Here is a 22,383-nt window from a genome sequence, read left to right on the forward strand (position 1 = left end):
CCCCACGCTGGGCGCGTACTTGGGGTCGGGCCGCCGCGGCACGGGGGGGGGCTCGCGGCTGGCCACCCGGCGGGGGCCCCCCCCCCCCCCCGCGGGGGGGGGGGGGGCGCCGCGCCCCGTGGCGTTTTCGGGGTTCCCGCGGACGTCGCGGGGGACTGCGTCGGGACTACGCCGGGACTACATCGGGCCAAGCTGGGCCAGGATGCGGGCGAGCTCGGCGCGGTCGTTGGCGTTGAGCCTGCCGAAGTACTGCTCCGTGTGGCCGCGGCGCGCGGCCCGCACCCGGTCGGAGAGCTTCTGCCCGGCGGCGGTGAGCCTGACCAGGGTGGCGCGCCGGTCCACGGGGTCCGCCGCACGCTGCACCAGCGACTTGGCCTCCAGCTGGTCGATCACCTCGGTGGCCGAGCGCGGGGCGATGTGCAGGCGTTCGGCCACGTCCTTGAGCCGCAGCCCCTCGCTGCCTGCCGAATCCGCCGAGCTGCGGGCCAGCGCCTGCATGGCGCGGAACTGGTGCGGGGTCAGCTCGAAGGGCGCCAGCTGCTCCACCCAGGAGTGCCGCAGGGACCGAAATGCGCGGTGGAAAAGTTCGGAGAGATCGCCTTGGGCGGGGGAGTCGGCGCTGGTTGACATGGGTCCAACTCTACGCCACGTTTGACCGGTAGCCACATAGTGAGGTAACCTCAACAAAGACGTGGTGCGAATCCCGCACCCATAACCACCACGAAAGGTGGTGCGCATGTTGGAATCGAGTTCATCTTCCAGCGGGGCCCGATCGGGCCAGGGTCGTTCGGCCACAAACACCTCCGGCGCCGATGGCGCGCACGGTTCAGGGGGAGGACGCGGTGGCGGCCCGGGCGGCCCCGTCGCACGCCTGAACCCCGCGGACCTCAAGCAGGTCAAGCTCCACCCGGTGAAGCCCTCCCGGATCGCGGCCCTCTTCAGGCCGCACAGGTTCACGATCACCGTGGTCGTGCTGCTCATCTCCGCCGCCTCGGTCATCGGGCTGGCCCAGCCGTTCCTGATCCGCGCCATCATCGACGACGCGCTGCCGCACCAAGACGTGGCCCTGCTGGCCTGGCTCGCCGGCGGGCTCGTCGCCGTCGCCGCGGCCACCGCCGCGATCGGCGTCGTGCAAACCTGGATGGCCACCAAAATGGGCCAGAAGGTCATGCACGAGCTGCGGACCAGGCTGTTCACCCACCTGCAGGCCCAGTCGCTGGGCTTCTTCACCCGCACCCGCGGCGGCGAGGTGCAGTCGCGGCTGACCAACGACATCGCCGGCATGCAGAACGTGGTGACCTCCACCGCCACCTCCGTGGCCTCCAACCTGACCACGGCCGTGGCCACCGCCATCGCGATGGTCGCGCTCTCCCCGCGGATGAGCCTGCTCTCGCTGGTGGTGCTGCCGCCGGCCATCTGGCTCTCGCGCAAGGTCGCGCTGATGCGCCGCGACGTGACCACCGCGCGGCAGCAGGAGCTGGCCGGCATGTACACGCAGATCGAGGAGGGGCTTTCCGTCTCGGGCATCCGATTGGCCAAGACCCTCGGCACCACGGGACGCGACGTGCTGCGCTTCTCCGCCTCCTCGCACCGGCTGATCGACCTGGAAATGCGCAGCCAGCTGGCCGGGCGCTGGCGCATGGCCACCATGAGCATCGTGTTCGCCGCGATCCCCGCGGTCATCTACCTCGCGGCCGGCTTCCCGGCCACCTCCGGCGGCATGACCATCGGCACGCTCGTCGCGTTCACCGCGCTGCAGGGCGCGATCTTCCGTCCGATCATGGGCCTGCTGAACGTCGGGGTCCAGTGGGTCACCGCGATGGCGCTGTTCAGCCGCATCTTCGAGTATCTGGACATGGACCCGGAGATCAAGCCGCCGGCGAACCCTGCGGAGCTGGATCCGGAATCCGTCGTGGGGCGTGTGCGCTTCGAGGGCGTCGGCTTCTCCTACGGCGGCGGCGCCGAGGTGCTGCACGGGATCGACCTGGAGCTGGAACCCGGCACCGCCACGGCCGTCGTCGGGCCCACCGGGTCGGGCAAGTCCACGCTCGGCGCCCTGTTGCCGCGCCTGCACGACCCGAGCTCCGGACGCATCACGATCGACGGGATCGACGTGCGCGAGCTCGCCCCCGAGACCCTGAACAAGATCGTCGGCGTCGTCTCCCAGGAGACGTACCTGGTCCACGCCTCGATCCGGGAGAACATGCTGCTGGCGGACCCCGACGCCGACGACGCGACGCTGTGGAAGGCGCTGGCCTCCGCGCAGATCGCCGACCTGGTGGCCGGGTTGCCCGGCGGGCTGGACACCCTGGTCGGCGCCCGCGGCCACCGTTTCTCCGGCGGCGAGCAGCAGCGCCTGGCCATAGCCCGCACCATCCTGCGCAACCCGCGGGTGCTGGTCCTCGACGAGGCGACCAGCGCGCTGGACAACACCACCGAGGCCCTGGTGCAGGATGCGCTCGATCGCCTGGCGCGGGGCCGCACCACGCTGATGATCGCCCATCGACTGTCCACGGTGGAGAACGCCGACCAGCTGGTGGTGCTGTCGGGCGGCTCGATCCTTGAGCGCGGGCGGCCGGAGGAGCTGCGCGAATCCGGCGGCGCTTTTGCCCGGTTGGTTGCGGCCGGCGAGCACGGCGAGCTTGGCGAGTCCGGCGGGTCGCCCCACGAGGAAACGCCGCCAACCTCCGGCCGGGCACGCTTGCAACCCACCGCCTAGCCGGCGTCGGCCGGCAGCCGCAGCGGGCTGCGCAGTGGACTGTGCCGTCGGATTGCCGTCGGAACGCCGGCTAGAAGAGCGTGGGGTCCGCCGGCTGCCAGTAGGTGTTGCGGCGCGGTGCCTGCGCCGGGTCCAGGTAGCGCGGCAGGACCACGTGCGGCAATCCCCGGTGGACCACCACCCGCAGCTCCCCGTTGTCGATCATGTGGTGGTGGGCGGTGCATGCCGGGTGGCAGTTGGCCACGCTTGTCACCCCGCCGTCCTGCCACTGCTCGATGTGGTTGAATTCGCACAGCTCGGGCGGCACGGTGCACCCCGGATAGAGGCACCCGCCATCCCGCGCCAGCACCGCACGTTTCAGGTGCCCGGGCAGCAGCCGCCTTTCCCTGCCGACGTCGAGGACTTCACCCTGGCCGCCGAGCACCACGGGTATCACCCCGTCGTTGGCGAGCATCCGCCGCACCCTGCCGATCGGTATCTCCAACCCGTGGGCCGAATATCCCGCGCCCCGCGCCAGTCCCAGCAGGACCTCGAGCTTGACGAGGACTATCAGCTGGGCGGCGGGCAGGCCGCCGGCGCCCTTGGATCCGTTGCCGCCCGGTGGTTTGCCAGCCGATCGCATCACGTTGATGAGTGTCTGCAGGTGTCGCTGCGGGGGAGTCAGCCCGTCCGGGCCCGGGCTCGTGGAGTTGAAGCGGTCCTTGAACGCGTCGCCGAAGTCGAAGCCCGACAGCGGCGGGAGGGTTTCGGCGGGGCCGGCCGAGGGATCCGGGATGAACCACGGCGGAGGTTCGGCAGTGCCGTCGGCGGGGGAGTCGGAGCCGACGCCGGAGCTGGCACCGGCTCCCGGAACGGTTGCGGCATCGGCCATCGCCCGGCGGTCTCCGCCTTGGTGCGCGGGTTGTCCGACTGCGCGAAGTGCGACATGAAGACTTCGGCGTCGTCGTTGAGCATGCACGCATGCAGGTACGTGAAGTGGCGGGTGCGGCGGGTGACGAAGATACCGGTTTTCTCGCGGACCTCGGCCGGGGTGGGTGGATCGTCGGCGGCATCGAGCCGGTCGGCGATGGCGTCGAACAGCTTGTTGGTCTCCCGCGGGGTGTCCTCGGCGACGGAGCGGGCCACCTGCTCCTCGACGCGCCTGGCCAGGTCGCGGGCGTCGGGCCGGGCCTCGATGCCGGGGCGCAGCCTGTCCAGCTTGCGGGCCGCGGCGGCAACCTCCTTGACGCGGGCGCTGCCGGAATCGAGCTGCCCGGCGAGGACGGGGAAGCGCGGGCCCTGCGGGATCCCGTTGGCGTCGGTCCGCGGCAGCAGCGACCAGGCCGCGTGCAGCCGGTCGCGGGCCTCGAAGTAGGAGATGCGCAGCATCCGCTGCAGGGCCTCGGCGATGTTCCGGTATTCGGTCCGCCCGGTTGGTGCGGTCCGCGGATCGTCCGGGAGGCGGCTGTGCCCCAGCACGTAGTCGCGGGGATCGTCGGCAACATTGCGCAGCGCGACCAGCGTTTCCGGCGGCAGCTCGTGGATGAGCGTGCGTTGTGCCGTCCCCGCGGCCCTGATCTGGGCGAGCTCCATGCGTTGGGATGCCCGTTCAACCGCGCTGGCAAAGAGTGCGGCGAGGGTGGGGGAGTCGGTGTCGCGGGAGATTTCCTCGCAGAGCGAGTCGCACATCTCCATCGCGACCAGCAGGGCGCGCAACTTGTCGTCCGTGGCCGTCGGGTGCCCCGGATCGTCGCGGTGCCCCGCGACGGATTCGACGAATTGCGCTGTTTCCATGTCCCCAGCGTGCGGCTGCGCGCACCGGTCGGTCGCGCCCGGCCTGCGGGATGTGGAAAAGTCCCGCGGCCGGAATCCCCGGGGCCGGAATCCCCTGGGCCGGAATCCCCTGGGCGGGAATCCTCCGGCCTACCAGAGCTCGCGTTCGACGACGGCCGCGCGGACCTTGGCCAGGATGGTGCGCAGCTGGTCCTGCTCGTCGGCGGAGAGCGAGTCGAAAAGGGCCTCGCGCACGAACCCGACGTGGTCGGGGGCAGCCGTGCGGATGGTGTCCCACCCGGCATCGGTCAGCTTGATCTCCTGGCCGCGCCCGTCGCAGCTTGCCGCGCAGCGTTCGATCAGGCCCTTGGCCTCCATGCGGCGCAGCAGGTGCGAGAGGCGGGAACGCTCCCATTCCAGCACATTGGCCAGGTCCCCGGAACGCAGGCGATCGGGCGCGGCCTGTGAAACGGCGGCGAGCACCGAGTACTCGCCGGTGGACAGGCCCGCGTCGCGGCTGAGCTGGCGGTCCATCGCGCTGGGGAAACCCCAGAGGAATTCGCGGAATTCGAGCCAGAGTTCCTGTTCGTGGCTGCTGAGCCAGCGGGGCTCGTGCATGGTGCTCCTCACATTTCTTAACAAGTTGTTGACACGTCAATTGTTCCGCGCCATGATTGAGACATCAAGTTTTTTAGTTGACACGTCAGCAAGTTCACGGATGTGTCGCTCAGTTCAAGGAGAACACGCATGACCAAGATTGCCATCATCACCGGTTCGACTCGTCCGGGCCGCAATAACGCAGGCGTTGCGCAGTGGGTCCTGGAGCAGGCACAGCTGCGCGGCGACGCAGACTACGAACTGGTCGACATCGCGGACTTCAAGCTGCCGCTGCTGGACGAGGCCTACCCGGCCGCCTACCAGAACTACCAGAACGACGCCACCAAGGCATGGGCAGCAAAGATCGCCGAGTTCGATGGCTTCGTGTTCGTCACCCCCGAGTACAACCACTCTGTCGCCCCGGCCCTGGCCAACGCACTGTCCTACCTGAACGCCGAGTTCGCCAACAAGGCTGCCGGCATCGTCTCCTACGGCTCGGCCTACGGCGTGCGCGCCGTCGAGCACCTGCGCGGCATCCTCTCCGAGCTGCAGATCGCCCACGTGCAGAAGACCGGCATGTTCTCCCTGTTCACCGACTTCGAGAACTTCTCCGTCTTCAAGCCGACCGAGATGCAGGCCGCATCGCTGGCACCGGTCCTGGACCAGCTGGTTCCGTGGACCGTGGCACTGAAGTCGGTTCGCGACGCCGCACTGGTTTCCGCCTAACCACCGGCGACGATCTTCGGGCGGCGGCCCTCGCGTCTTGGGGTTGCTTGGGCCGCCGCCCGGATGGTTCCGCATCCGCACTCCCCGTGCGGGCGCGGGCCATCGAACAAGGCCTGCCCGCGACGTTCCGCGGGCAGGCCGTTTTTCTTTCCGATGTGCTGCTTGACGGCACGTGTTTCCAAGGTTGGGTCATGAGCGAGCAAGTTTTGGGTGAAGAAGCGTTGCATGAAGGCGAGCTGCGCGAAGACGCGTTGCTTGGCGACGCGTTCGACGGGCAGCCGTTGGACGGGCACTACGGCGGCGAGCGCAGCACCGCCGGTGCCTACGTGACCGGCGGCGAATTCACGCGCGACACCAACTACATCCAGGACCGCATCGTGGCCGACCCGGCGGCCGTGCGCGCCGCCGGCGGGCCGACCGGCGACACGATCGGCAACGTCCACGCGGGCGTCGCCGACGGCGCCGAGCTCTGGCCGGTGGAGGCCGGGCGCTACCGCCTGGTTGCCGCCCGCGCCTGCCCCTGGGCCAACCGCACCATCATCGTCCGCCGCTTGCTGGGCCTGGAGGACGCGATCTCGCTGGGCACCCCCGGGCCGGTGCACGACGTGCGCTCGTGGACCTTCGACCTGGATGAGGGCGGGGTGGACCCGGTGCTGGGCACCGCGCGCATCCAGGAGAACTACTTCAGGCGCTTCGCCGACTACCCGCGCGGCATCACCGTGCCCGCGATCGTCGACGTGCCGACCGGCGCCGTGGTCACCAACGACTACCCGCAGATCACCCTGGACTTCTCCACGCAGTGGAAGGCGTTCCAGCGCGAGGGCGCCCCGGACCTGCTGCCGGCGGACCAGCTCGGGGAAATGATGCCGGTCATCAAGCGCATCTTCACCGAGGTCAACAACGGCGTCTACCGCTGCGGCTTCGCCGGCGACCAGCAGGCTTACGAGGAGGCGTACGACCGCCTCTGGACCGCCATGGACTGGCTGGAGGAACGCCTGGCCACCCGCCGGTTCCTCATGGGGGAGTCGATCACCGAGGCCGACGTGCGGCTGTTCACCACGCTGGTGCGCTTCGACGCCGTCTACCACGGCCACTTCAAGGCCAACCGGAACAAGCTGATCGAGATGCCGAACCTCTGGGCCTACGCCCGCGACCTGTTCCAGCTGCCGGGCTTCGGCGACACCGTCGACTTCGAGCAGATCAAGGAGCACTACTACGTGGTGCACACCGACGTGAACCCGACGCGGATCGTGCCCAAGGGGCCGGACCTGGAGAACTGGCTGGAACCGCACGGCCGCGAGGCCCTCGGCGGGAACCCCTGGGGCAACGGCACGGCCCCGGGGCCGGTGCGCGAGTCCGAGCGCGTGGCCGCCGGCCACAACCCGCTCTACCCGCTGGCCTAGGCAGGCACCGCACGACAGCGACCTCGCAGGACTGAGAGCCTGCGAGACCGTGAGCCTGCGGAAGCACGAATCCGTTGAAAGGTCCCGCCCGAATTTTCCGGGCGGGACCTTTCGCGCGTCCGGAGCCGGGGGCTAGCGTGGGCAACATGGACGCAACGCTGAAGGGAAAGATCGCGCTCGTCGCGGGCGCCACGCGCGGCGCGGGACGCGGCATCGCGATCGCCCTCGGAGAAGCCGGTGCCACCGTGTATTGCACGGGCCGCAGCACCCGGGGAAAGCGCAGCGAGTACGACCGCCCGGAAACCATCGAGGAGACCGCCGAACTTGTCACCGCGGCCGGCGGGCGGGGCATCGCCGTGGCGGTGGACCACCTGGATTCCGACGCCGTCGCGGCGCTGGTGGCCCGCATCGGGTCCGAGCAGGGCCGGCTCGATGTGCTGGTCAACGACGTGTGGGGCGGGGAAAAGCTGATCGACTGGAACGCGCCGATCTGGAAGCACGACCTGTCCGCGGGGCTGCGCATGCTGGAGCTCGGCGTGAAAACGCACCTCATCACGGCGCACCACGCGCTGGGGCTGCTGAGCCGGAACCCGGGCGGGCTGGTGGTCGAGGTGACCGACGGGACCGCCGCGTACAACCGGGAGAACTACCGGCTGTCCACTTTCTACGACCTGGCCAAGAACGCGCCGCTGCGCCTGGCCTTCGACCTGGCCCGCGAGCTGGAGCCCCACGGGTGCACGGCGCTGGCGCTGAGCCCGGGCTGGTTGCGCTCGGAGATGATGCTGGAGGCGTTCGGCGTCGACGAGTCGAACTGGCGCAGCTCCGCCGCCGAGCACGGGCATTTTGCCGCGATCAGCGAATCCCCGCGCTTCGTGGGGCGCGCGGTGGCGGCGCTCGCCGCGGACCCGCGGGTGCACGCGCGCAACGGCGGATCGTTCTCCAGCGGGGAACTGGCCCGCGACTACGGGTTCACCGACGTCGATGGCTCGGCCCCGGACTGCTGGCGCTACATGGTCGAGGTGCAGGACGCCGGGCTGCCCGCGGATCCCACGGGGTACCGCTGAACCCCAAAAACGGAGCCGGCCCCGGGTTTGATGCGTGGAACTAGGCGTGCGCGACGAAGATCAGTTCGCCGTCGCCCTCGCCCACGGGTTGCCCGGCCCAGCCGCCGAGCACCCGGCCGACCGTGAACCCGGCCGCGGCCAGGTCCCTGCGCAGGGCGGACTCGCTGCGGAACGCCAGCAGCGCGTCCTCGAACTCGCGGTTGCCGTCGGCAAGGAAGCGGTGCTCGGTGATCCCGACCAGCCCCTTTTCGCGTTCGGCCGCGTCGATCCAGAGCTGGAGCGCCGTGCCGTCGGGCAGCGTGAGGTGGCTGCGGGTGTTGGCCGGGGTCCAGCGTTCCCAGGCACGGGCCTGCGGATCCCGCGAGTCGAAGACCAGCCGTCCGCCGGGCACCAGCGCCCCGCGGACATCGCGCAGGGTCTCGGCCCAGTCGCGTTCGTCGGCGATCGCCTGGGCCACGTGCGAGCTCATGATGACGGTGTCGAATGCGGCCTCCTCCGGCAGCGCCGCGGAGGTCCCGTCGATCCAGTGCACCGCATCGGCCCCGGGCTTGGCCCGGGCCGCGTCGAGCGAACCAGGGTGGGGATCGAGGCCGGTGACGGTGTGCCCCGCCCCGGCCAGCGCGACGGTCAACCTGCCGGTGCCGCAGCCCAGGTCCAGCACGCGGCTGGCGGGTTGCTCGTTGGCGAACGCGAGGAAGAAGTCCTCCGCCGCCGTCCAGGTGTTCTCGGCATCGTAGAGGTCTGCGTGCTGCGTGGGGCTCAGGAAGGACTGCATGCACAGAGCCTAGACCATTGATTCCGCGGGGCGGCCGCGCGGGCCGCTGTGTCCGGAACCGCAAACAACAACGGGAGGGGCGCGGATCGACGGGAATCGTTCCCGTTGGATCCGCGCCCCTCCCGTCTATGTGTGGGTCAGGCCTGCTTGCGGCGGCGCAGCACCAGGGCTCCGACGCCCAGCACCAGCAGTCCGCCGCCGGTGCCGGCCAGCAGGCCGATGCCGTCGGCACCGGTCTCGGCCAGTCCCCGGGCGGGCACCTTGACCGGGGTGAAGACCTCGACGGGCTTGGTCGTCGACGCCTTCGGCTTGGTGACGTTCACGACCGGCTCGATCACCGGCTCCTCGTCGGTCTCCTCGGCAGGTTCCTCGGAAGGCTCTTCCGTTTCCGGAACGAGTTCGCCGATGAAGTTGCCGTTCTCGTCGAGGACGCCCTCCTCCATGAGCTGGCCGATGAGGACGCCGAGCATCAACTGCGCCAGGACCGCGTCATCCGGGTAGGTGGAGTCGAGGTAGGCCTGAAGTGCGTAGGGGTCGCCCTCGATGAGAAACGGGATGACGGAGTCGGCGAAGGCCGCGAAGTCCTCGGATTCCATGGCCTCCTTGAGTGGCTTCTCGTTCGTCTCCAGCCATTTGCCGCCCTCGCCGTTAAACGCCCACTCGTTCCACTGTTCCGTGGTCCACTCGGCTGCTCCCTCGGGGATTGTGATTGTGCCGGCACCGGGCAGGGGCGCCGGGGCGGCTTTCGCCTCGGCGGAGACCTTCTCCGCGGTGGCCGGCTTGGCGGCCGGAGGAGCAACCTGTCCTGCGGGTGCCTCGGCCCCGGTCAGCGGTGCGGGCTGGCCCGCTGCCGGCAACCTGCCTGCAGGGGCGTCGACGGTGGCATCGACAGGAGCACCGGCCGGACCCTCGGCGGGTGCGGGCTCCGTGTCCGCGGGAACCTCCTCGGTAGCCGGGTCGGTGGCGCCGGTTTCCCCCTCGGTGTCGGCCGGGCCGTCTGCCGGTTCGCCGCCCGGGGTGCCTGCATCCGGTGCTTCGGTCCCGGCACCGGCGGAGCCGCCGTTACCGGAAGCCTCCTCCACGGGGGTCGTCGGCTGCAACGGCGCATCGCCCTGGTCGAGGACCGGAGTCGTCTCGCCGGCGTCCGGGGTGCCCTGCTCGACCGGCGCCGAGGCGACCGACTCGTCGGCCGGCACGGGCTGGGCATTGGCAACGGTGCCCGAGAACACCAGTGCGCCGGCCAGGACGGCTGCACCGACCGTGGACCTCATGGGGTATGGCATCAAATAATCCTGTCTCGCGAAATCTCGCCCTGGCAGGAATCGGTGTGGGCGCGCTTCTTCACGAACGGCCGACCCCGGCGGGCGAACGGTGGTAACTCACTGCCCTCGAATCTAGGCGAGGGCCGTCCCCGGAACCAGCCGGAATGCGGCGGGTCGGGGGATCGTTACAGGGTCGTTGCCTGCCGCCGTGTGGTTTTTGCGGGCGACGCCGGGGCGGATCGCAGCGGGTCCCGGCGGTCCGGGGATGCACCGTCGCCGTCGGCCCGTGGATTTGCGCCCGGCCCGGAACACGCCGGGCAGGACCCCGGGACCACGTGAAAAGCGCGTTCCACGTGCCACGATGGGCGCATGGACATCAGCACCGAACGCCTGGCATTGCGCGAGTATGCGCAGACCGACCACGACGCCGTGCATGCGTTCGCCTCCGATCCCCGCGTGTGCGGCTTCGTCGAATGGGGCCCCAACACGCCGGAGGACACCCGGGCCTTCCTGCGCGCCTGCCTCGACGAACAAAACGCCGCCCCGCGGCGGACCTTCAGCATGGCGATCACCGTGGGCGGCCGGGTGACGGGCTCGATCGCGCTGATGCTCGGCGCCTCCGACGTGGCGCCGGAGGAATCGACGGCGGAGATCGGCTATGTGCTTGCCGCCGACGCCTGGGGCAACGGCTACGCCACCGAGGCCGCGGTGGCGATGCTGGATTTCGCCCGGGACACCCTGGGGATGCGCCGGGCCGTCGCGACCTGCCGACCGCAAAACGCCGGCTCCATCCGCGTGCTGGAAAAGGCCGGAATGTCCAGGAGCGGCTTCCTGCCCGGGCACAAGGTGATCGACGGCGTCGCGCACGATTCGCTGCTCTTCGCGATCGACCTTTAAGACGACTTCTAAAAGGCGTCAGGTGGACCGTCGGCGGGCCGCCGCCGCACGGGGCCCGAAGCGCCGAGGTGAATCCGTCGGCGGGGCCGTGGCAGGATTGAAACCATGACGATCACCGCAGCCGCAGACGGATCAGCCCTCGGAAACCCAGGACCGGCAGGATGGGCCTGGTACATCGACGACGACCGCTGGCGCGCCGGCGGCTGGGCCCACGGCACCAACAACATGGGCGAGCTCATGGCGGTGCTCGACCTCTTCCGCTCCACCGCGCACCTGCCGGACGAGGAGCTGCACATCCTCTGCGACTCCCAGTACGTGATCAACTCCGTGACCAAGTGGATGCCGGGCTGGAAGAAGAAGGGCTGGAAGAAGTCCGACGGCAAGCCGGTGCTGAACCTGGACCTGCTCAAGGACATCGACGCCGCCATCAAGGGCCGGAACTACCGCTTCGAGTGGGTCAAGGGCCACGCCGGGCACGAGCTCAACGAGGCGGCCGACGATCGCGCCCGCGCCGCCGCCACCGCGTACCAGGCCGGACAGGAACCCGACGCCGGACCGGGGCTCGAGGGTGCTCCGGGCGCCGCCGAACGCGCCGCGGACCACGAGGTACCGGCGGGCCACGACCCGCTGCCCTTCGAGGACCTGACGGCGCCGTCGGTCGATCGCGAGACGCCGGAAGCACCGGAAGCACAACAGGCAGCAGCGGCTCCCGCGGCTCCGGCTCCGGCTCCGGCTCCGGCCGCTCCCGCACCCGTTTCGCCGGCGCCGGCGGCAGCTTCGGCAACCTCGGCCTCGGCCGCGGACCTGCACATGGTCTTCGAGCTGGAAAGCGAGCTGCTCTCGCCCTCGGTCCGCACGGACCTGGACGAGATGCTGGCGTTCCTGCACCCCGAATTCCAGGAGATCAGCCGCGACGGCTCGCTGACCGACCGCTCCACCATCATCGCCGCGTTGGGCGCCGGCCAGCCGCTGCCGGCCGGCGGATCGCTGCAGGTGCTCGCCGCGAACCCGCTGGGGGAGAACATGGTGCAGCTCGCCTACCGCCTGCTGGCCGGGGACCGCGTGGTCCTGTGCTCGTCGTTCTGGCACCGGGTCGACGGCCGCTGGCTGCTGCGCTACCGGCAGGAAACGCCCGGCGCGTAGTCGGCGGACGCGGGGCCAAGCCGCAGGTCAAGCGACCGAAACACGGGTGCCGCTTGCCGATTCGGCAGTGCCGGCATGGGTAATGTGGTGCGGGTGAGTACGCAGAACAACAGCACCGATGTCCTAGATGAGCGCTTCGCCCCCGTCGCCGAGCTGATGCGCTCCTACGCCCAGGAAGACCCGGGATACTCGGGGCAGCTGGCGATCTACCAGGGCGGAAACCTGGTGCTGGACATGCACGTCGGAAACGACTGCAGCGCCGACTCGATGACCGGGGTGTTCTCCTGCTCCAAGGGCGCCGGCGCGCTGGTCATGGCGCTGCTGGTGCAGGAGGGCGTGCTGGACCTCGAGGCGCCCGTGGCCCTGTACTGGCCGGAGTTCGCCGCGGCCGGGAAGGGCGCCATCACCGTGGCGCAGCTGCTGAGCCACCAGGCCGGGCTGCCCGGCGTCGAGGGCGGTTTCACCCAGGCGGAACTGGTCGACTCGCGGCTTGCCGCAAGCATCATCGCGGCTTCCGCGCCGCTGTGGAACGCCCCCGGAACGCACTCGTACCACGCGCTGACCATGGGCGTCTTCATGGAGGAGCTGGCCAGGCGCGCCGCGCTGGAGCCGCTGCAGGACATCTTCGAGCGCCGCATCCGCGCACCCCACGAGATCGACTTCTACCTGGGCCTGCCCGAGGACCAGGAGTCCCGCTTCCGCCCGGTGCTCACGGCGCCGGACGCGGAACCCTATCCCTTCGTCGACCCGTACTCCCCGCTGGGCCTGGCCCTGAACTCGACGGCCGGTTTCGACGGGCCGAAGGGGCCGGGCTTCGAAATCCTGGACGTGCCGAATGTCCGATCCATCCGCGAGGCGGGGCTGGCCGCGATCGGCGGGGTGGCCAACGCGCACGGCCTGGCCACGCTCTACGCCGCTGCGACCACCGGATTCGTCGACCGGGCCGGCGACGAGCACGCGCCGTTCCTGAATGAGGAGACGATCGCGGCCGTCAGCCAGGACCGGGTGTTCGGGCTGGACCGCGCCACCGGGACGCAGGGCGCCTTCGGCATCGGGTTCATGAAGGCGCACGCGAACAACGCCTTCGGGTCGGCCCGCGCCTTCGGGCACGACGGCGCCAACGCGTCGCTGGCCTTCGCGGATCCCGCCTACGGGTTGGCCTTCGGCTACCTGCCGGCGCGGGCCGAAACCAACGGCACGGGATCGCACGGCGGTCGGTTGAGCGTGCTGGCGCGCCAGGTGCTGCTCGGCGCGTAGTTCGGGGCACAGTGCGGCACCGGCCCGGTGTCCGGAAACCTAGATGACTTCCGCATGCAGGTCGGAGAGGAACTGGTCGCCGCGGATTTCCTCGAGCCAGGGGATATGCGCGGGCTGGACCGACGAATCGTGCGTGAAGACAACATGCAGCGGGACGGTGTACCGGCGGATTTCCGGGGCTGGATCGCTGTTTTCCGGCATGCCGAGGTTCAGCGGGCGGGCCGCATCCTGGTCGCGGCCGGCGTCGGAGCCGAATGCCGGGGTGTTCTTGGCTGCAGGGGCGCGGTGCAGTTTCAGTTTCATGCTTCGAGAGTGCGCCCGCATTCTTTGTGGCGGCTGTGACCCGGACGCATGGAAGCCGTGAGTCTTGGCGTGTCGCCAGGTGCCGGTCCTTCCGTGCCGGAGGGTGCCGGCGAGATAGTCTGGTGCCGTGGAATTCTCGAAACGATACCTGGCACTTGGCGACTCCTTCACCGAAGGAATGGGCGACGAGGACCCGACGCGTCCCAACGGGGTGCGCGGGTGGGCGGACCGGGTTGCCGAGCAGCTTTGCGCCGACCCCGAGTGGGGATACGCGAACCTGGCGATCCGCGGCAAGAAGGTCCGGCAGGTTCTCGCCGAACAGCTGCCCGTCGCGCTGGCTCTGAAGCCGACGCTGGTCAGCCTGTACATGGGTGGCAACGACATCCTGCGCCCGAGCGTGGACATCGACGCGCTGATGCAGCGCTACGACGAGGCGGTGGCCAAGCTCGCCGGAACCGGGGCGCAGTTGCTGCTGTTCACCGGGTTCGACTCGAACGGCTCGGCGATCTTCGAGAAGACCCGCGGGCGCACCGCCATCTACAACGAGGGCGTGCGCGAGATCGCCGAACGCCACGGGGCCGTGATCGCCGACTACTGGCGCTGGCGCGAGTTCCAGGATTGGCGCTACTGGGCCGCCGACCGCCTGCACATGGGCACGCCCGGGCACACGCTGATGGCCAGGAAGGTGCTCGGCGTGCTGGGCCGCGAGACCGGGATCGAGGTCCCGGAGCTCCCGCCGCTGGTGGCGCAGACCCGAGCCGAAAAGCTGCGCGCCGATGCCGCGTGGGCCAGGGAGTTCCTGGCGCCGTGGGTCAAGCGACGGCTGACGGGCAAGTCGTCGGGCGACAACCTGAGCGCCAAGTACCCGGACTACATTTCCCTGGGCGCGGGGAACGCCGGGCGCCCCGAGTAGGGGAACCCGGCGTAAGCCAATCCGGGACCGGCCGGGCCTACTGGTTGGCCAGGAACTGGGCCCAGAACATGCGCCCGGGCTCCGGGTCGACGCCGAAGCTCGCCGCGTAGCGCTCGTGGGTGGCATCCCAGTTGGCGTGCGCATCCATTTCCGAGAGGTGCCCGCCGTCCAGGTGCACGTCGAGGCGCGCCAGGTAGGAGTGCCAGCCTGCCGCCGTCTGCGCCGTGGGGGTTCCCTGCGAGAACGCGTGGATGAAGACCAGCCGGCAGCCGGGGCCCTCCGCGGACAGGTCGAAGCTGTAGTCGTCGCCGTTGAAGTTCCAGGCCAGGCGGTTCGGCGCATCGACCTCGGTGACCTCGCCGCTCATGCCGAACACCTCGAGCTTCTCGCCAGCCGCCGGGGTCCACGGTGCCGCCGCGGGGAACCACTTCCCGAGTTCCCCGGGCTCGCTGACGGAGCGCCAGACGCGCTCGATCGAGTGCGGAAGCACGCGCTCGAAGCGCAGGGCCGGGCGCCCGCCAATGGTTTCCAGGGTTCCGTCGCTCATGGGTTCTCCTTCAGGTGTTGTTCAAGGCCATCCAGGCGGCTCGACCAGTACATGCGGTAGGGCTGGAGCCACTGGTCGACCTCGGCCAGCGGCTCGGGCGCCAGCGCGTAGAAGCGGTGCTTGCCCTCGGCGCGCACCACCACCAGCCCGGCTTCGCGCAGCACCTTCAGGTGCTTGGAGACCCCGGGCTGGCTCAGCCCCAGGTTGTCGACCAGCTCCCCGGCGGCGCGCTCGCCGACCCTCAGCAGGTCAAGGATCTGACGGCGGTGTGGTTCCGCCAGTGCGGCGTAGGCGCTCATGCCGTCATATTACTGTTTGGAAATATGATGCGCAAGGGGTGGGGGGGCATGCGGGCCCGCGGGGGCGTTCGGGTGCGGCGCGGTCGGCCGGTTTGCTGGCCAAGTGCCGCGGCGTCGTGATTGGCTGGAGCCATGACTCAAGAGGCAGTGCAACACGACCAGGAACCGCACGACGCCGGGGTCGCGGCGCGGCTGAATTGGCTGCGCGCCGGGGTTCTGGGGGCCAACGACGGAATCGTTTCCGTGGCGGCGGTGGTGGTCGGCGTGGCCGGGGCAACCACGGCCAACGGGCCGATCATCGCGGCCGGCGCCGCGGCGGCCATCGGCGGGGCCATCTCCATGGCGCTGGGGGAGTACGTCTCGGTTTCGAGCTCGGCCGACTCCCAGCTGGCGCTCATCGAGAAGGAGCGCCGGGAACTCGAGGAGATGCCCGAGGCCGAGCTGGAGGAACTGACCGCGATCTACCGGGCCAAGGGCCTCAGCGTGGAAACGGCGTCGCGGGTTGCCGAGGAGCTGACGGCCCACGATGCGCTGGCCGCCCACCTGGAGGCCGAGCTGCACCTCGACCAGGACGAGGTGGTCAGCCCGTGGCATGCCGCCTTCGCCTCTGCGATCGCCTTTTCCATCGGCGCGGTGCTGCCCTTCGCCACGGCGGTGTTCCTGCCGGGCCAGCTGAAGATCCCCGTCACGTTCGTCGCCGTGCTGCTCGCGCTTGCCTTCACCGGCGCGATGGGCGCCAGGCTTGGAGGGGCGCCGATGCTCCGACCGACGGTCCGGGTCCTGGTGGGCGGGGCCGCGGCGCTGGTCGTCACGTTCGCGATCGGCTCCTGGCTGGGGGTCTCCGGCGTCGTGTAGCGGGTCCGCCCGGGCCGGGTGCCGTGGCATGCACAAAGGTCCGCGGGAGGATGCCGGTTGGCAGCGTCCCGCGGACCTTTTCTTGTTTGTGCCCGGGCCTAGACGGCGACCTTCAGCGAGGTGTTCCAGTTGAAGTCGGCCAGGGCAGGGTTGACCTGCATGGCCATCATCAGCAGCTGGAAGCCTTCGAGTTCGCGGGCGTGGTGGATGCCGCCGACCTCGAGGGGGCGCATGCCGGCGGCCGAGACGAACTCTGCCACGGCGGTGCGGGCGGCATCGTCGCCGGCGATGAAGATGTCCTGGGCCGCTCCGTCGGCGTTGCCCGCGGTCAGCGGTCCAGCGAAGTTGGTGTTGAACGCCTTGACGACGCTGGCTGAGGTGAGTGCGGCGATTTCCTCGGCGGCGGAGCTGCCGTCGGCGGTGGTCAGCGAATCGAAGGTTGCGAAGTCGACGGGGTTGGAGATGTCGACGAGGATCTTCGCGTCCAGCGCCGCGCCCTGTGCCTGCACGTATTCCTTGGAGGCGTCGAAGGGCAGTGCCAGGATGACGATGCCGCCGGCCGGGGCCTCGGTGATGTTGCCGGAGGCGGTGCCGCGGCCGAGTTCGGTGGCGAGTGCCGTTGCGGCCTCGGTGTTGCGGGCCAGGACCTGCAGGTTCTTGCCGGCGGCGAGTGCGCGGGTTGACAGTGCGCGGGCCATGTTGCCGGTGCCGATGATGGTGATGTCGATGGACATGGTGTCCTTCTTTCCGAAGAGTCGAGCGAGGAAGTTCTTCATGGAGTCCTCAAAATGTTTGGTTGAACTTTCAAGTAAAACTCTAGACCTCGGATGGTTGAAGCGTCAAGTGTTTTGTTGAAATCCCTTGGGGCGGCCCGGAGCGCGGTGGGGAATCGCCGACTGATAAGGGTTGGAAGGTTGCGTGTTGTATAGCTCACGCATGGCCGGTAGGATGTTAATCGTGCCTCGCAGGGGGCATAGCCACTGACATGCGGCGGGAGAGTCCCGCACAACGTAAGTTGGTCGGGCGCCGTAGGAGCAATTCCTCCCCGGGAAACTCTCAGGCCCCCGTACCGCCGCGAAGAGGCAACTCTGGAAAGTAGCAACATCGCCACGGCGGTGCGGCTCACCGAAGGTGCAAGCATGCGTTTCGCCGTAGGGCGCAGCGGTGCGGAAACTCTCAGGTCACAGCAACAGGGTCGGGGAGGAACTTGCAGCTCGTTCGGCGTGCACGCACGCCGATGACCCAATGGAGTTCCCCATGACCGTGACCCCGTCCGCTGAGTTCGTCGCCCGCCATATTGGCCCCCAGGGCAGCGACATTGACACCATGCTTGCCCAGCTTGGTTATTCCTCCCTCGACGAACTCGTCGACACGGCCGTTCCGGCCGACATCCGCCAGAGCGAACCCCTGGACTTGCCTGCCCCTCGCACCGAGGCCGAAGTTTTGGCCGACCTGCGCGTTTTGGCAGGCAAGAACGTGATGAAGACCCAGATGATCGGTCAGGGTTTCTCCGACACCTTCACCCCGCCGGTGATCCTGCGCAACATCCTTGAGGATCCGGCCTGGTACACCGCGTACACCCCGTACCAGCCTGAAATCTCCCAGGGCCGCCTCGAGGCCCTGTTGAACTTCCAGACCATGGTCATGGACCTGACCGCGCTGCCGATCGCCAACGCGTCGATGCTCGACGAGGCTTCCGCCGTTGCCGAGGCCGTGCTGCTGATGCGCCGCGCCAACAAGGCCAAAGCCACCGCCAAGACCGTGCTCGATGCGAACCTCTTCCCGCAGACCGTTGCCGTTGTGCAGGGTCGCGCCGACGCGCTGGGCTTCGAGGTCGAGATCGCCGACCTGACCGCGGGCCTGCCCGAGGGCGACATCTCCGGCATCGTGCTGCAGCAGCCGGGCAACAACGGCGCCGTGGTTGACCACACGGCCATCATTGCCGCCGCCAAGGAACGCGGCGCGATGATCACCGTAGCGGCCGACATCTTGGCCCTGACCATGATCGCCGCCCCGGGCGACCAGGGTGCTGACATCGCCGTCGGCAACACCCAGCGTTTCGGCGTGCCGCTGTTCTTCGGCGGCCCGCACGCAGCCTACATGGCAGTGCGCAACGGCCTGGAGCGTTCGCTGCCCGGCCGCCTGGTCGGCGTGTCCAAGGACAACGCCGGAGCCCCGGCCTACCGCTTGGCCCTGCAGACCCGTGAGCAGCACATCCGCCGCGAAAAGGCCACCTCCAACATCTGCACCGCCCAGGCGCTGCTGGCCATCACGGCCTCGATGTACGCCGTGTACCACGGCCCGGCCGGCCTGAAGCGCATCGCCCAGCGCACCCACAACCACGCCCGCACCATCGCCACCGCGCTCTCCGGCGCAGGCCTGGAGCTGGTTGCCGACTCGTTCTTCGACACCGTCCAGGTGAAGGTCGCCGACGTCGATGCCATCATCACCGCGGCCGAGGCTGCCGGCATCAACCTGCGCCGCGTGAACGCAGACACCGTGGGCATCTCCACCGACGAGACCACCACGTCCGCCCACGTTGCCGCCATCGCCGGCGTCTTCGGCGTCACCGGCGAGTCCTTCAAGGCTGAGGGCTTCGAACTGGCAGCCGCGGTGCAGCGCACCAGCGACTACCTGACCCACCCGATCTTCAACACCATCAAGTCCGAAACCCAGATGCTGCGCTACCTGCGCCGCCTCTCGGACCGCGACCTGGCGCTGGACCGCACCATGATCCCGCTGGGCTCGTGCACCATGAAGCTGAACTCCACCGCCGAGATGGAATCCATCTCCTGGCCGGAATTTGCCTCCATCCACCCGTTCGCCCCGGCACACCAGACCGAGGGCTGGCGCGAACTGATCACCGACCTCGAGGGCCGGTTGACCACCATCACCGGTTACGCCGGCGTCTCCATCCAGCCCAACGCCGGTTCGCAGGGCGAATACGCGGGCCTGCTCGCAATCAGCGCCTACCACCAGTCCAAGGGCGATGACCAGCGCACCGTCTGCCTGATCCCGGCATCGGCGCACGGCACCAACGCCGCCTCCGCAGTCCTGGCCGGCATGAAGGTCGTCGTCGTGAAGACCGCGGCCGACGGAACCATCGACGCCAACGACCTGGACGCGAAGATCGAGGCCAACAAGGACACCCTTGCTGCCATCATGATCACCTACCCGTCCACGCACGGTGTCTACGACGCCGACGTGCGCGAGGTCTGCGACAAGGTCCACGCTGCCGGCGGCCAGGTCTACATCGACGGCGCCAACATGAACGCCTTGGTCGGCCTCGCCCAGCCGGGCAAGTTCGGCGGCGACGTGTCGCACCTGAACCTGCACAAGACCTTCTGCATCCCGCACGGCGGCGGCGGACCGGGCGTAGGCCCGATCGGCGTTGCCGAGCACCTTGTCCCGTTCTTGCCGGGCGACCCCTCGGGCACCTACTCGATGCGTGACGGCGTACCGGTGGTAGCCACCATGTTCGGCTCCGCCGGCGTGCTGCCGATCTCCTGGGCCTACATCGCGATGATGGGCGGCGAAGGCCTGACCGACGCCACCAAGACCGCGATCCTTTCGGCGAACTACATCGCCAGCCGACTGAACCAGCACTTCCCGATCCTGTTCACCGGCAACAAGGGCCTGGTTGCGCACGAGTGCATCCTCGACCTGCGCGAGCTGACCAACAAGACCGGCGTCACCGCCGAGGACGTTGCCAAGCGCCTGATCGACTTCGGCTTCCACGCACCGACCCTGTCCTTCCCGGTCGCAGGCACCCTGATGGTGGAGCCGACCGAGTCCGAGGACCTGGGCGAGATCGAGCGCTTCATCGAAGCCATGATCGCGATCCGCGGTGAAATGGAGCAGGTGCTGGCCGGCGACTTCGACATCGAGGAATCCCCGCTGCGCAACGCCCCGCACACCGTCTCGGCAGTCATCAACACCGCCTGGGATCGCAAGTACACCGTGGAGCAGGCCGCATTCCCGGTCCACGCCCTGCGCGTTGACAAGTACTTCCCGGCAGTGGGCCGCATCGATGGCGCAGGCGGAGACCGCAACCTGATCTGCTCCTGCCCGGCTCCCGAAGCCTTCGAAAACTAATTCCGCCACTCATTTTTGAGCCCCACGAAAGGTAGCTTGATGAGCGACCCGAAGAAAACCTCCCTGCATGCCCAGCATGCAGAACTAGGCGCATCCTTCACCGACTTCGGCGGCTGGGACATGCCGCTGAAGTACGGTTCCGAATTGGCCGAACACAAGGCAGTGCGCGCCACCGCCGGCCTCTTCGACCTCTCCCACATGGGCGAGGTCTGGGTAGAGGGCCCGGACGCCGCAACCTTCCTGAACACCGCACTGGCCGGCAACATGGCCGTGATGAAGGTCGGCAAGGCCAAGTACTCGGTCATCTGCAACGAAGCCGGCGGTATCATTGACGACCTGATCACCTACCGTCGCGGGGACGAAAAGTTCCTGGTCGTACCCAACGCCGGCAACGCCCCGGTGGTTGCCGCGGCACTTGCCGAGCGCGCAGCGGGCTTCGACGTCACCGTCACCGATGCCTCGGCCGAAACCTCGTTGATCGCCGTACAGGGCCCGGCCGCAGTGGCCATCCTGCACGAGGTTGTCGAGGAATCCGCCAAGGCGCTGGTCTCCGACATGAGCTACTACGCAGCCGACGAGACCACGGTCGCCGGCATCGACATCCTGCTGGCGCGCACCGGCTACACCGGCGAGGACGGCTTCGAGCTGTACGTGCCCAACGCCCAGGCCCCGGAACTCTGGGCCGCGTTGATGGCTGCGGGCGCCAACCACGGGCTGATCCCCGCCGGTCTTGCCTGCCGCGACTCGCTGCGCCTTGAGGCCGGCATGCCGCTGTACGGCAACGAGCTCTCCCTTGAAGGCAACCCGTTCGAGGCCAACCTCGGCCCGATCGTTTCCTTCAAGAAGGAAGAGAACTTCGTGGGACGCGAAGCACTGGAGGCCATCAAGGCCGAAGGCGCCAAGCGCGTGCTCGTCGGACTCAAGGGCCTCGGCCGTCGCGCCGGCCGCGGCGGCTACCCGGTGATGAAGGACGGCGTGCAGGTTGGCGTTGTCACCTCCGGCCAGCCTTCCCCGACCCTGGGTTACCCGGTGGCCATGGCCTACGTCGAACCGGCATTCGCCGAAATCGGCACGGCACTGGACATCGACCTGCGTGGCAAGCCGGAGGCCTTTGAGGTCGTCGCGCTGCCGTTCTACACCCGAGCCAAGTAACGTTGGTGGTGGTGGGGAACGACACATGCGTCGTTCCCCGCCACCACCCAACCGGCTAACAGCTTTACCCCACATTCTTTGAGAGGAAATATCACTATGAGCAAGGTTCTTGCCTCCCTGCGTTACTCGGCCGAGCACGAATGGGTCGACGCCGCGACCCCGACCAAGGTCGGCATCACCCAGGTTGCAGCAGACGCACTGGGCGACGTTGTTTACGTTGACCTTCCAGAGGTTGGCTCCGAGGTCACCGCCGGCGAAACCTGTGGCGAGGTGGAGTCCACCAAGTCGGTCTCCGACCTGTACGCACCGGTCACCGGCACCATCGTCGAGGTCAACCAGGACGCCATCGACAACCCGGCCATCCTGAACGAGGATCCGTACGGCGCCGGCTGGCTCTTCACCGTTGAGGTCACGGAGGAAGGCCCGCTGCTCTCGGCAGCCGACTACGCCTCCGCAAACGGCGGCGACGTCGCATGACCGCGGTCTTCGAATCCCTGGCCCCGGCGTCGCTGACGCAGGACCTGGGCACCCTTGATCCGGAGATTGCGGAGCGCATCGACGCGGAGCTGGCCCGCCAGCAGCGCGGCCTGGAAATGATCGCCTCGGAGAACCACACGGCCCTGG

At 69.0% G+C, this 22,383-nt stretch carries 21 protein-coding genes, 1 pseudogene and 1 riboswitch; of the genes and pseudogenes, 13 read left to right on the top strand and 9 right to left on the bottom strand.

Features of this window, described 5'->3' with window-relative positions; genetic code table 11:
* Positions 1-177: 177 nt before the first annotated feature.
* Entirely contained in the window at positions 178-630 is a 453-nt protein-coding gene (locus ACFY5D_RS19980; RefSeq protein WP_387533954.1) for a MarR family winged helix-turn-helix transcriptional regulator, read from the bottom strand.
* Between the two features lie 106 nt (positions 631-736).
* On the opposite strand from ACFY5D_RS19980, the gene ACFY5D_RS19985 reads away from it, so the two are divergent.
* Positions 737-2,719: an ABC transporter ATP-binding protein gene (locus tag ACFY5D_RS19985; RefSeq protein ID WP_387533956.1), complete on the top strand. Its 1,983-nt coding sequence runs from the start codon at positions 737-739 to the stop codon at positions 2,717-2,719.
* Positions 2,720-3,379: 660 nt separating this feature from the next.
* On the opposite strand, the gene ACFY5D_RS19990 is transcribed toward ACFY5D_RS19985, so the two are convergent.
* Entirely contained in the window at positions 3,380-4,492 is a 1,113-nt protein-coding gene (locus ACFY5D_RS19990) for a hypothetical protein (RefSeq protein ID WP_387533958.1), read from the bottom strand.
* 129 nt (positions 4,493-4,621) lie between these two features.
* Complete coding sequence (locus tag ACFY5D_RS19995) at positions 4,622-5,089, bottom strand: MarR family winged helix-turn-helix transcriptional regulator (protein WP_387533959.1); 468 nt, start codon at positions 5,087-5,089, stop codon at positions 4,622-4,624.
* 129 nt (positions 5,090-5,218) lie between these two features.
* Here ACFY5D_RS19995 and ACFY5D_RS20000 point away from each other — a divergent pair, with 129 nt between their 5' ends.
* From ACFY5D_RS20000 to ACFY5D_RS20010, 3 genes are all read left to right on the top strand, one after another.
* Positions 5,219-5,794, top strand: coding sequence for an NADPH-dependent FMN reductase (locus tag ACFY5D_RS20000; protein ID WP_387533961.1), 576 nt, complete (start codon positions 5,219-5,221; stop codon positions 5,792-5,794).
* A 191-nt stretch (positions 5,795-5,985) separates the two neighbouring features.
* Positions 5,986-7,197: a glutathione S-transferase family protein gene (locus ACFY5D_RS20005; protein ID WP_387533963.1), complete on the top strand. Its 1,212-nt coding sequence runs from the start codon at positions 5,986-5,988 to the stop codon at positions 7,195-7,197.
* Positions 7,198-7,343: 146 nt separating this feature from the next.
* A complete protein-coding gene (locus ACFY5D_RS20010) occupies positions 7,344-8,261 on the top strand; it encodes an SDR family oxidoreductase (protein WP_387533965.1) in 918 nt (305 codons plus the stop codon).
* 40 nt (positions 8,262-8,301) lie between these two features.
* Here ACFY5D_RS20010 and ACFY5D_RS20015 read toward each other — a convergent pair whose 3' ends face one another.
* Together ACFY5D_RS20015 and ACFY5D_RS20020 are read right to left on the bottom strand one after the other, a co-directional pair.
* A complete protein-coding gene (locus ACFY5D_RS20015; RefSeq protein WP_387533967.1) occupies positions 8,302-9,036 on the bottom strand; it encodes a class I SAM-dependent methyltransferase in 735 nt (244 codons plus the stop codon).
* A gap of 137 nt (positions 9,037-9,173) precedes the next feature.
* Positions 9,174-10,319: a hypothetical protein gene (locus tag ACFY5D_RS20020; protein ID WP_387533969.1), complete on the bottom strand. Its 1,146-nt coding sequence runs from the start codon at positions 10,317-10,319 to the stop codon at positions 9,174-9,176.
* A gap of 348 nt (positions 10,320-10,667) precedes the next feature.
* Between ACFY5D_RS20020 and ACFY5D_RS20025 the strand changes: the two genes are divergently transcribed.
* The 3 genes from ACFY5D_RS20025 to ACFY5D_RS20035 all read left to right on the top strand — a co-directional run bounded on the left by ACFY5D_RS20025 (position 10,668) and on the right by ACFY5D_RS20035 (position 13,595).
* Entirely contained in the window at positions 10,668-11,195 is a 528-nt protein-coding gene (locus ACFY5D_RS20025) for a GNAT family N-acetyltransferase (RefSeq protein ID WP_387533971.1), read from the top strand.
* Positions 11,196-11,300: 105 nt separating this feature from the next.
* Positions 11,301-12,338 carry an RNase H family protein gene (locus ACFY5D_RS20030; RefSeq protein ID WP_387533973.1) on the top strand — a complete coding sequence of 346 codons (1,038 nt, stop codon included), beginning with the start codon at positions 11,301-11,303 and terminating at the stop codon, positions 12,336-12,338.
* A 93-nt stretch (positions 12,339-12,431) separates the two neighbouring features.
* Complete coding sequence (locus ACFY5D_RS20035; RefSeq protein ID WP_387533975.1) at positions 12,432-13,595, top strand: serine hydrolase domain-containing protein; 1,164 nt, start codon at positions 12,432-12,434, stop codon at positions 13,593-13,595.
* A 39-nt stretch (positions 13,596-13,634) separates the two neighbouring features.
* Here the strand turns inward: ACFY5D_RS20035 and ACFY5D_RS20040 are convergent, their stop codons facing one another.
* Positions 13,635-13,898, bottom strand: a complete 264-nt coding sequence (locus ACFY5D_RS20040; protein ID WP_387533977.1) for a hypothetical protein — start codon at positions 13,896-13,898, stop codon at positions 13,635-13,637.
* A gap of 127 nt (positions 13,899-14,025) precedes the next feature.
* Here ACFY5D_RS20040 and ACFY5D_RS20045 point away from each other — a divergent pair, with 127 nt between their 5' ends.
* On the top strand, positions 14,026-14,811 hold the full coding sequence (locus tag ACFY5D_RS20045; RefSeq protein WP_387533979.1) for an SGNH/GDSL hydrolase family protein: 786 nt from the start codon (positions 14,026-14,028) through the stop codon (positions 14,809-14,811).
* 37 nt (positions 14,812-14,848) lie between these two features.
* Here the strand turns inward: ACFY5D_RS20045 and ACFY5D_RS20050 are convergent, their stop codons facing one another.
* The gene (locus tag ACFY5D_RS20050) at positions 14,849-15,358 is read right to left on the bottom strand and encodes an SRPBCC domain-containing protein (RefSeq protein ID WP_387533981.1); all 510 of its coding nucleotides are present in this window, start codon (positions 15,356-15,358) and stop codon (positions 14,849-14,851) included.
* Positions 15,355-15,657: an ArsR/SmtB family transcription factor gene (locus ACFY5D_RS20055; RefSeq protein ID WP_387533983.1), complete on the bottom strand. Its 303-nt coding sequence runs from the start codon at positions 15,655-15,657 to the stop codon at positions 15,355-15,357. The genes ACFY5D_RS20050 and ACFY5D_RS20055 overlap by 4 nt, the downstream gene beginning before the upstream one ends.
* Positions 15,658-15,789: 132 nt before the next feature.
* Here ACFY5D_RS20055 and ACFY5D_RS20060 point away from each other — a divergent pair, with 132 nt between their 5' ends.
* On the top strand, positions 15,790-16,512 hold the full coding sequence (locus ACFY5D_RS20060) for a VIT1/CCC1 transporter family protein (RefSeq protein WP_387533985.1): 723 nt from the start codon (positions 15,790-15,792) through the stop codon (positions 16,510-16,512).
* Positions 16,513-16,610: 98 nt separating this feature from the next.
* On the opposite strand, the gene ACFY5D_RS20065 is transcribed toward ACFY5D_RS20060, so the two are convergent.
* The gene (locus tag ACFY5D_RS20065; RefSeq protein WP_387533987.1) at positions 16,611-17,288 is read right to left on the bottom strand and encodes an NADPH-dependent F420 reductase; all 678 of its coding nucleotides are present in this window, start codon (positions 17,286-17,288) and stop codon (positions 16,611-16,613) included.
* 205 nt (positions 17,289-17,493) lie between these two features.
* Positions 17,494-17,594: riboswitch (glycine riboswitch) on the top strand.
* A gap of 175 nt (positions 17,595-17,769) precedes the next feature.
* Here ACFY5D_RS20065 and gcvP point away from each other — a divergent pair.
* From gcvP to ACFY5D_RS20085, 4 genes and pseudogenes are all read left to right on the top strand, one after another.
* Positions 17,770-20,607 (top strand): aminomethyl-transferring glycine dehydrogenase, encoded by a 2,838-nt coding sequence (gene gcvP / locus ACFY5D_RS20070; protein ID WP_387533989.1) that lies wholly within the window; start codon positions 17,770-17,772, stop codon positions 20,605-20,607.
* Between the two features lie 39 nt (positions 20,608-20,646).
* Positions 20,647-21,759, top strand: coding sequence for a glycine cleavage system aminomethyltransferase GcvT (gene gcvT / locus ACFY5D_RS20075; RefSeq protein WP_387533991.1), 1,113 nt, complete (start codon positions 20,647-20,649; stop codon positions 21,757-21,759).
* A 96-nt stretch (positions 21,760-21,855) separates the two neighbouring features.
* Positions 21,856-22,236 (top strand): glycine cleavage system protein GcvH, encoded by a 381-nt coding sequence (gene gcvH, locus ACFY5D_RS20080; protein WP_387533993.1) that lies wholly within the window; start codon positions 21,856-21,858, stop codon positions 22,234-22,236.
* Positions 22,233-22,383: pseudogene (locus tag ACFY5D_RS20085) on the top strand (serine hydroxymethyltransferase); the annotation flags it as partial. The gene gcvH and the pseudogene ACFY5D_RS20085, both read left to right, overlap by 4 nt.

This window comes from Paeniglutamicibacter sp. NPDC012692 (genome assembly GCF_042901625.1).
Classification (GTDB): Bacteria; Actinomycetota; Actinomycetes; order Actinomycetales; family Micrococcaceae; genus Paeniglutamicibacter.

Bases quoted from the DNA above. Each gene is read 5' to 3' on its own strand.
- ACFY5D_RS19980 (WP_387533954.1), bottom strand. From the start codon at position 630: ATGTCAACCAGCGCCGACTCCCCCGCCCAAGGCGATCTCTCCGAACTT.
- ACFY5D_RS19985 (WP_387533956.1), top strand. From the start codon at position 737: ATGTTGGAATCGAGTTCATCTTCCAGCGGGGCCCGATCGGGCCAGGGT.
- ACFY5D_RS19990 (WP_387533958.1), bottom strand. From the start codon at position 4,492: ATGGAAACAGCGCAATTCGTCGAATCCGTCGCGGGGCACCGCGACGAT.
- ACFY5D_RS19995 (WP_387533959.1), bottom strand. From the start codon at position 5,089: ATGCACGAGCCCCGCTGGCTCAGCAGCCACGAACAGGAACTCTGGCTC.
- ACFY5D_RS20000 (WP_387533961.1), top strand. From the start codon at position 5,219: ATGACCAAGATTGCCATCATCACCGGTTCGACTCGTCCGGGCCGCAAT.
- ACFY5D_RS20005 (WP_387533963.1), top strand. From the start codon at position 5,986: ATGAGCGAGCAAGTTTTGGGTGAAGAAGCGTTGCATGAAGGCGAGCTG.
- ACFY5D_RS20010 (WP_387533965.1), top strand. From the start codon at position 7,344: ATGGACGCAACGCTGAAGGGAAAGATCGCGCTCGTCGCGGGCGCCACG.
- ACFY5D_RS20015 (WP_387533967.1), bottom strand. From the start codon at position 9,036: ATGCAGTCCTTCCTGAGCCCCACGCAGCACGCAGACCTCTACGATGCC.
- ACFY5D_RS20020 (WP_387533969.1), bottom strand. From the start codon at position 10,319: ATGCCATACCCCATGAGGTCCACGGTCGGTGCAGCCGTCCTGGCCGGC.
- ACFY5D_RS20025 (WP_387533971.1), top strand. From the start codon at position 10,668: ATGGACATCAGCACCGAACGCCTGGCATTGCGCGAGTATGCGCAGACC.
- ACFY5D_RS20030 (WP_387533973.1), top strand. From the start codon at position 11,301: ATGACGATCACCGCAGCCGCAGACGGATCAGCCCTCGGAAACCCAGGA.
- ACFY5D_RS20040 (WP_387533977.1), bottom strand. From the start codon at position 13,898: ATGAAACTGAAACTGCACCGCGCCCCTGCAGCCAAGAACACCCCGGCA.
- ACFY5D_RS20050 (WP_387533981.1), bottom strand. From the start codon at position 15,358: ATGAGCGACGGAACCCTGGAAACCATTGGCGGGCGCCCGGCCCTGCGC.
- ACFY5D_RS20055 (WP_387533983.1), bottom strand. From the start codon at position 15,657: ATGAGCGCCTACGCCGCACTGGCGGAACCACACCGCCGTCAGATCCTT.
- ACFY5D_RS20060 (WP_387533985.1), top strand. From the start codon at position 15,790: ATGACTCAAGAGGCAGTGCAACACGACCAGGAACCGCACGACGCCGGG.
- ACFY5D_RS20065 (WP_387533987.1), bottom strand. From the start codon at position 17,288: ATGAAGAACTTCCTCGCTCGACTCTTCGGAAAGAAGGACACCATGTCC.
- gcvP (WP_387533989.1), top strand. From the start codon at position 17,770: ATGACCGTGACCCCGTCCGCTGAGTTCGTCGCCCGCCATATTGGCCCC.
- gcvT (WP_387533991.1), top strand. From the start codon at position 20,647: ATGAGCGACCCGAAGAAAACCTCCCTGCATGCCCAGCATGCAGAACTA.
- gcvH (WP_387533993.1), top strand. From the start codon at position 21,856: ATGAGCAAGGTTCTTGCCTCCCTGCGTTACTCGGCCGAGCACGAATGG.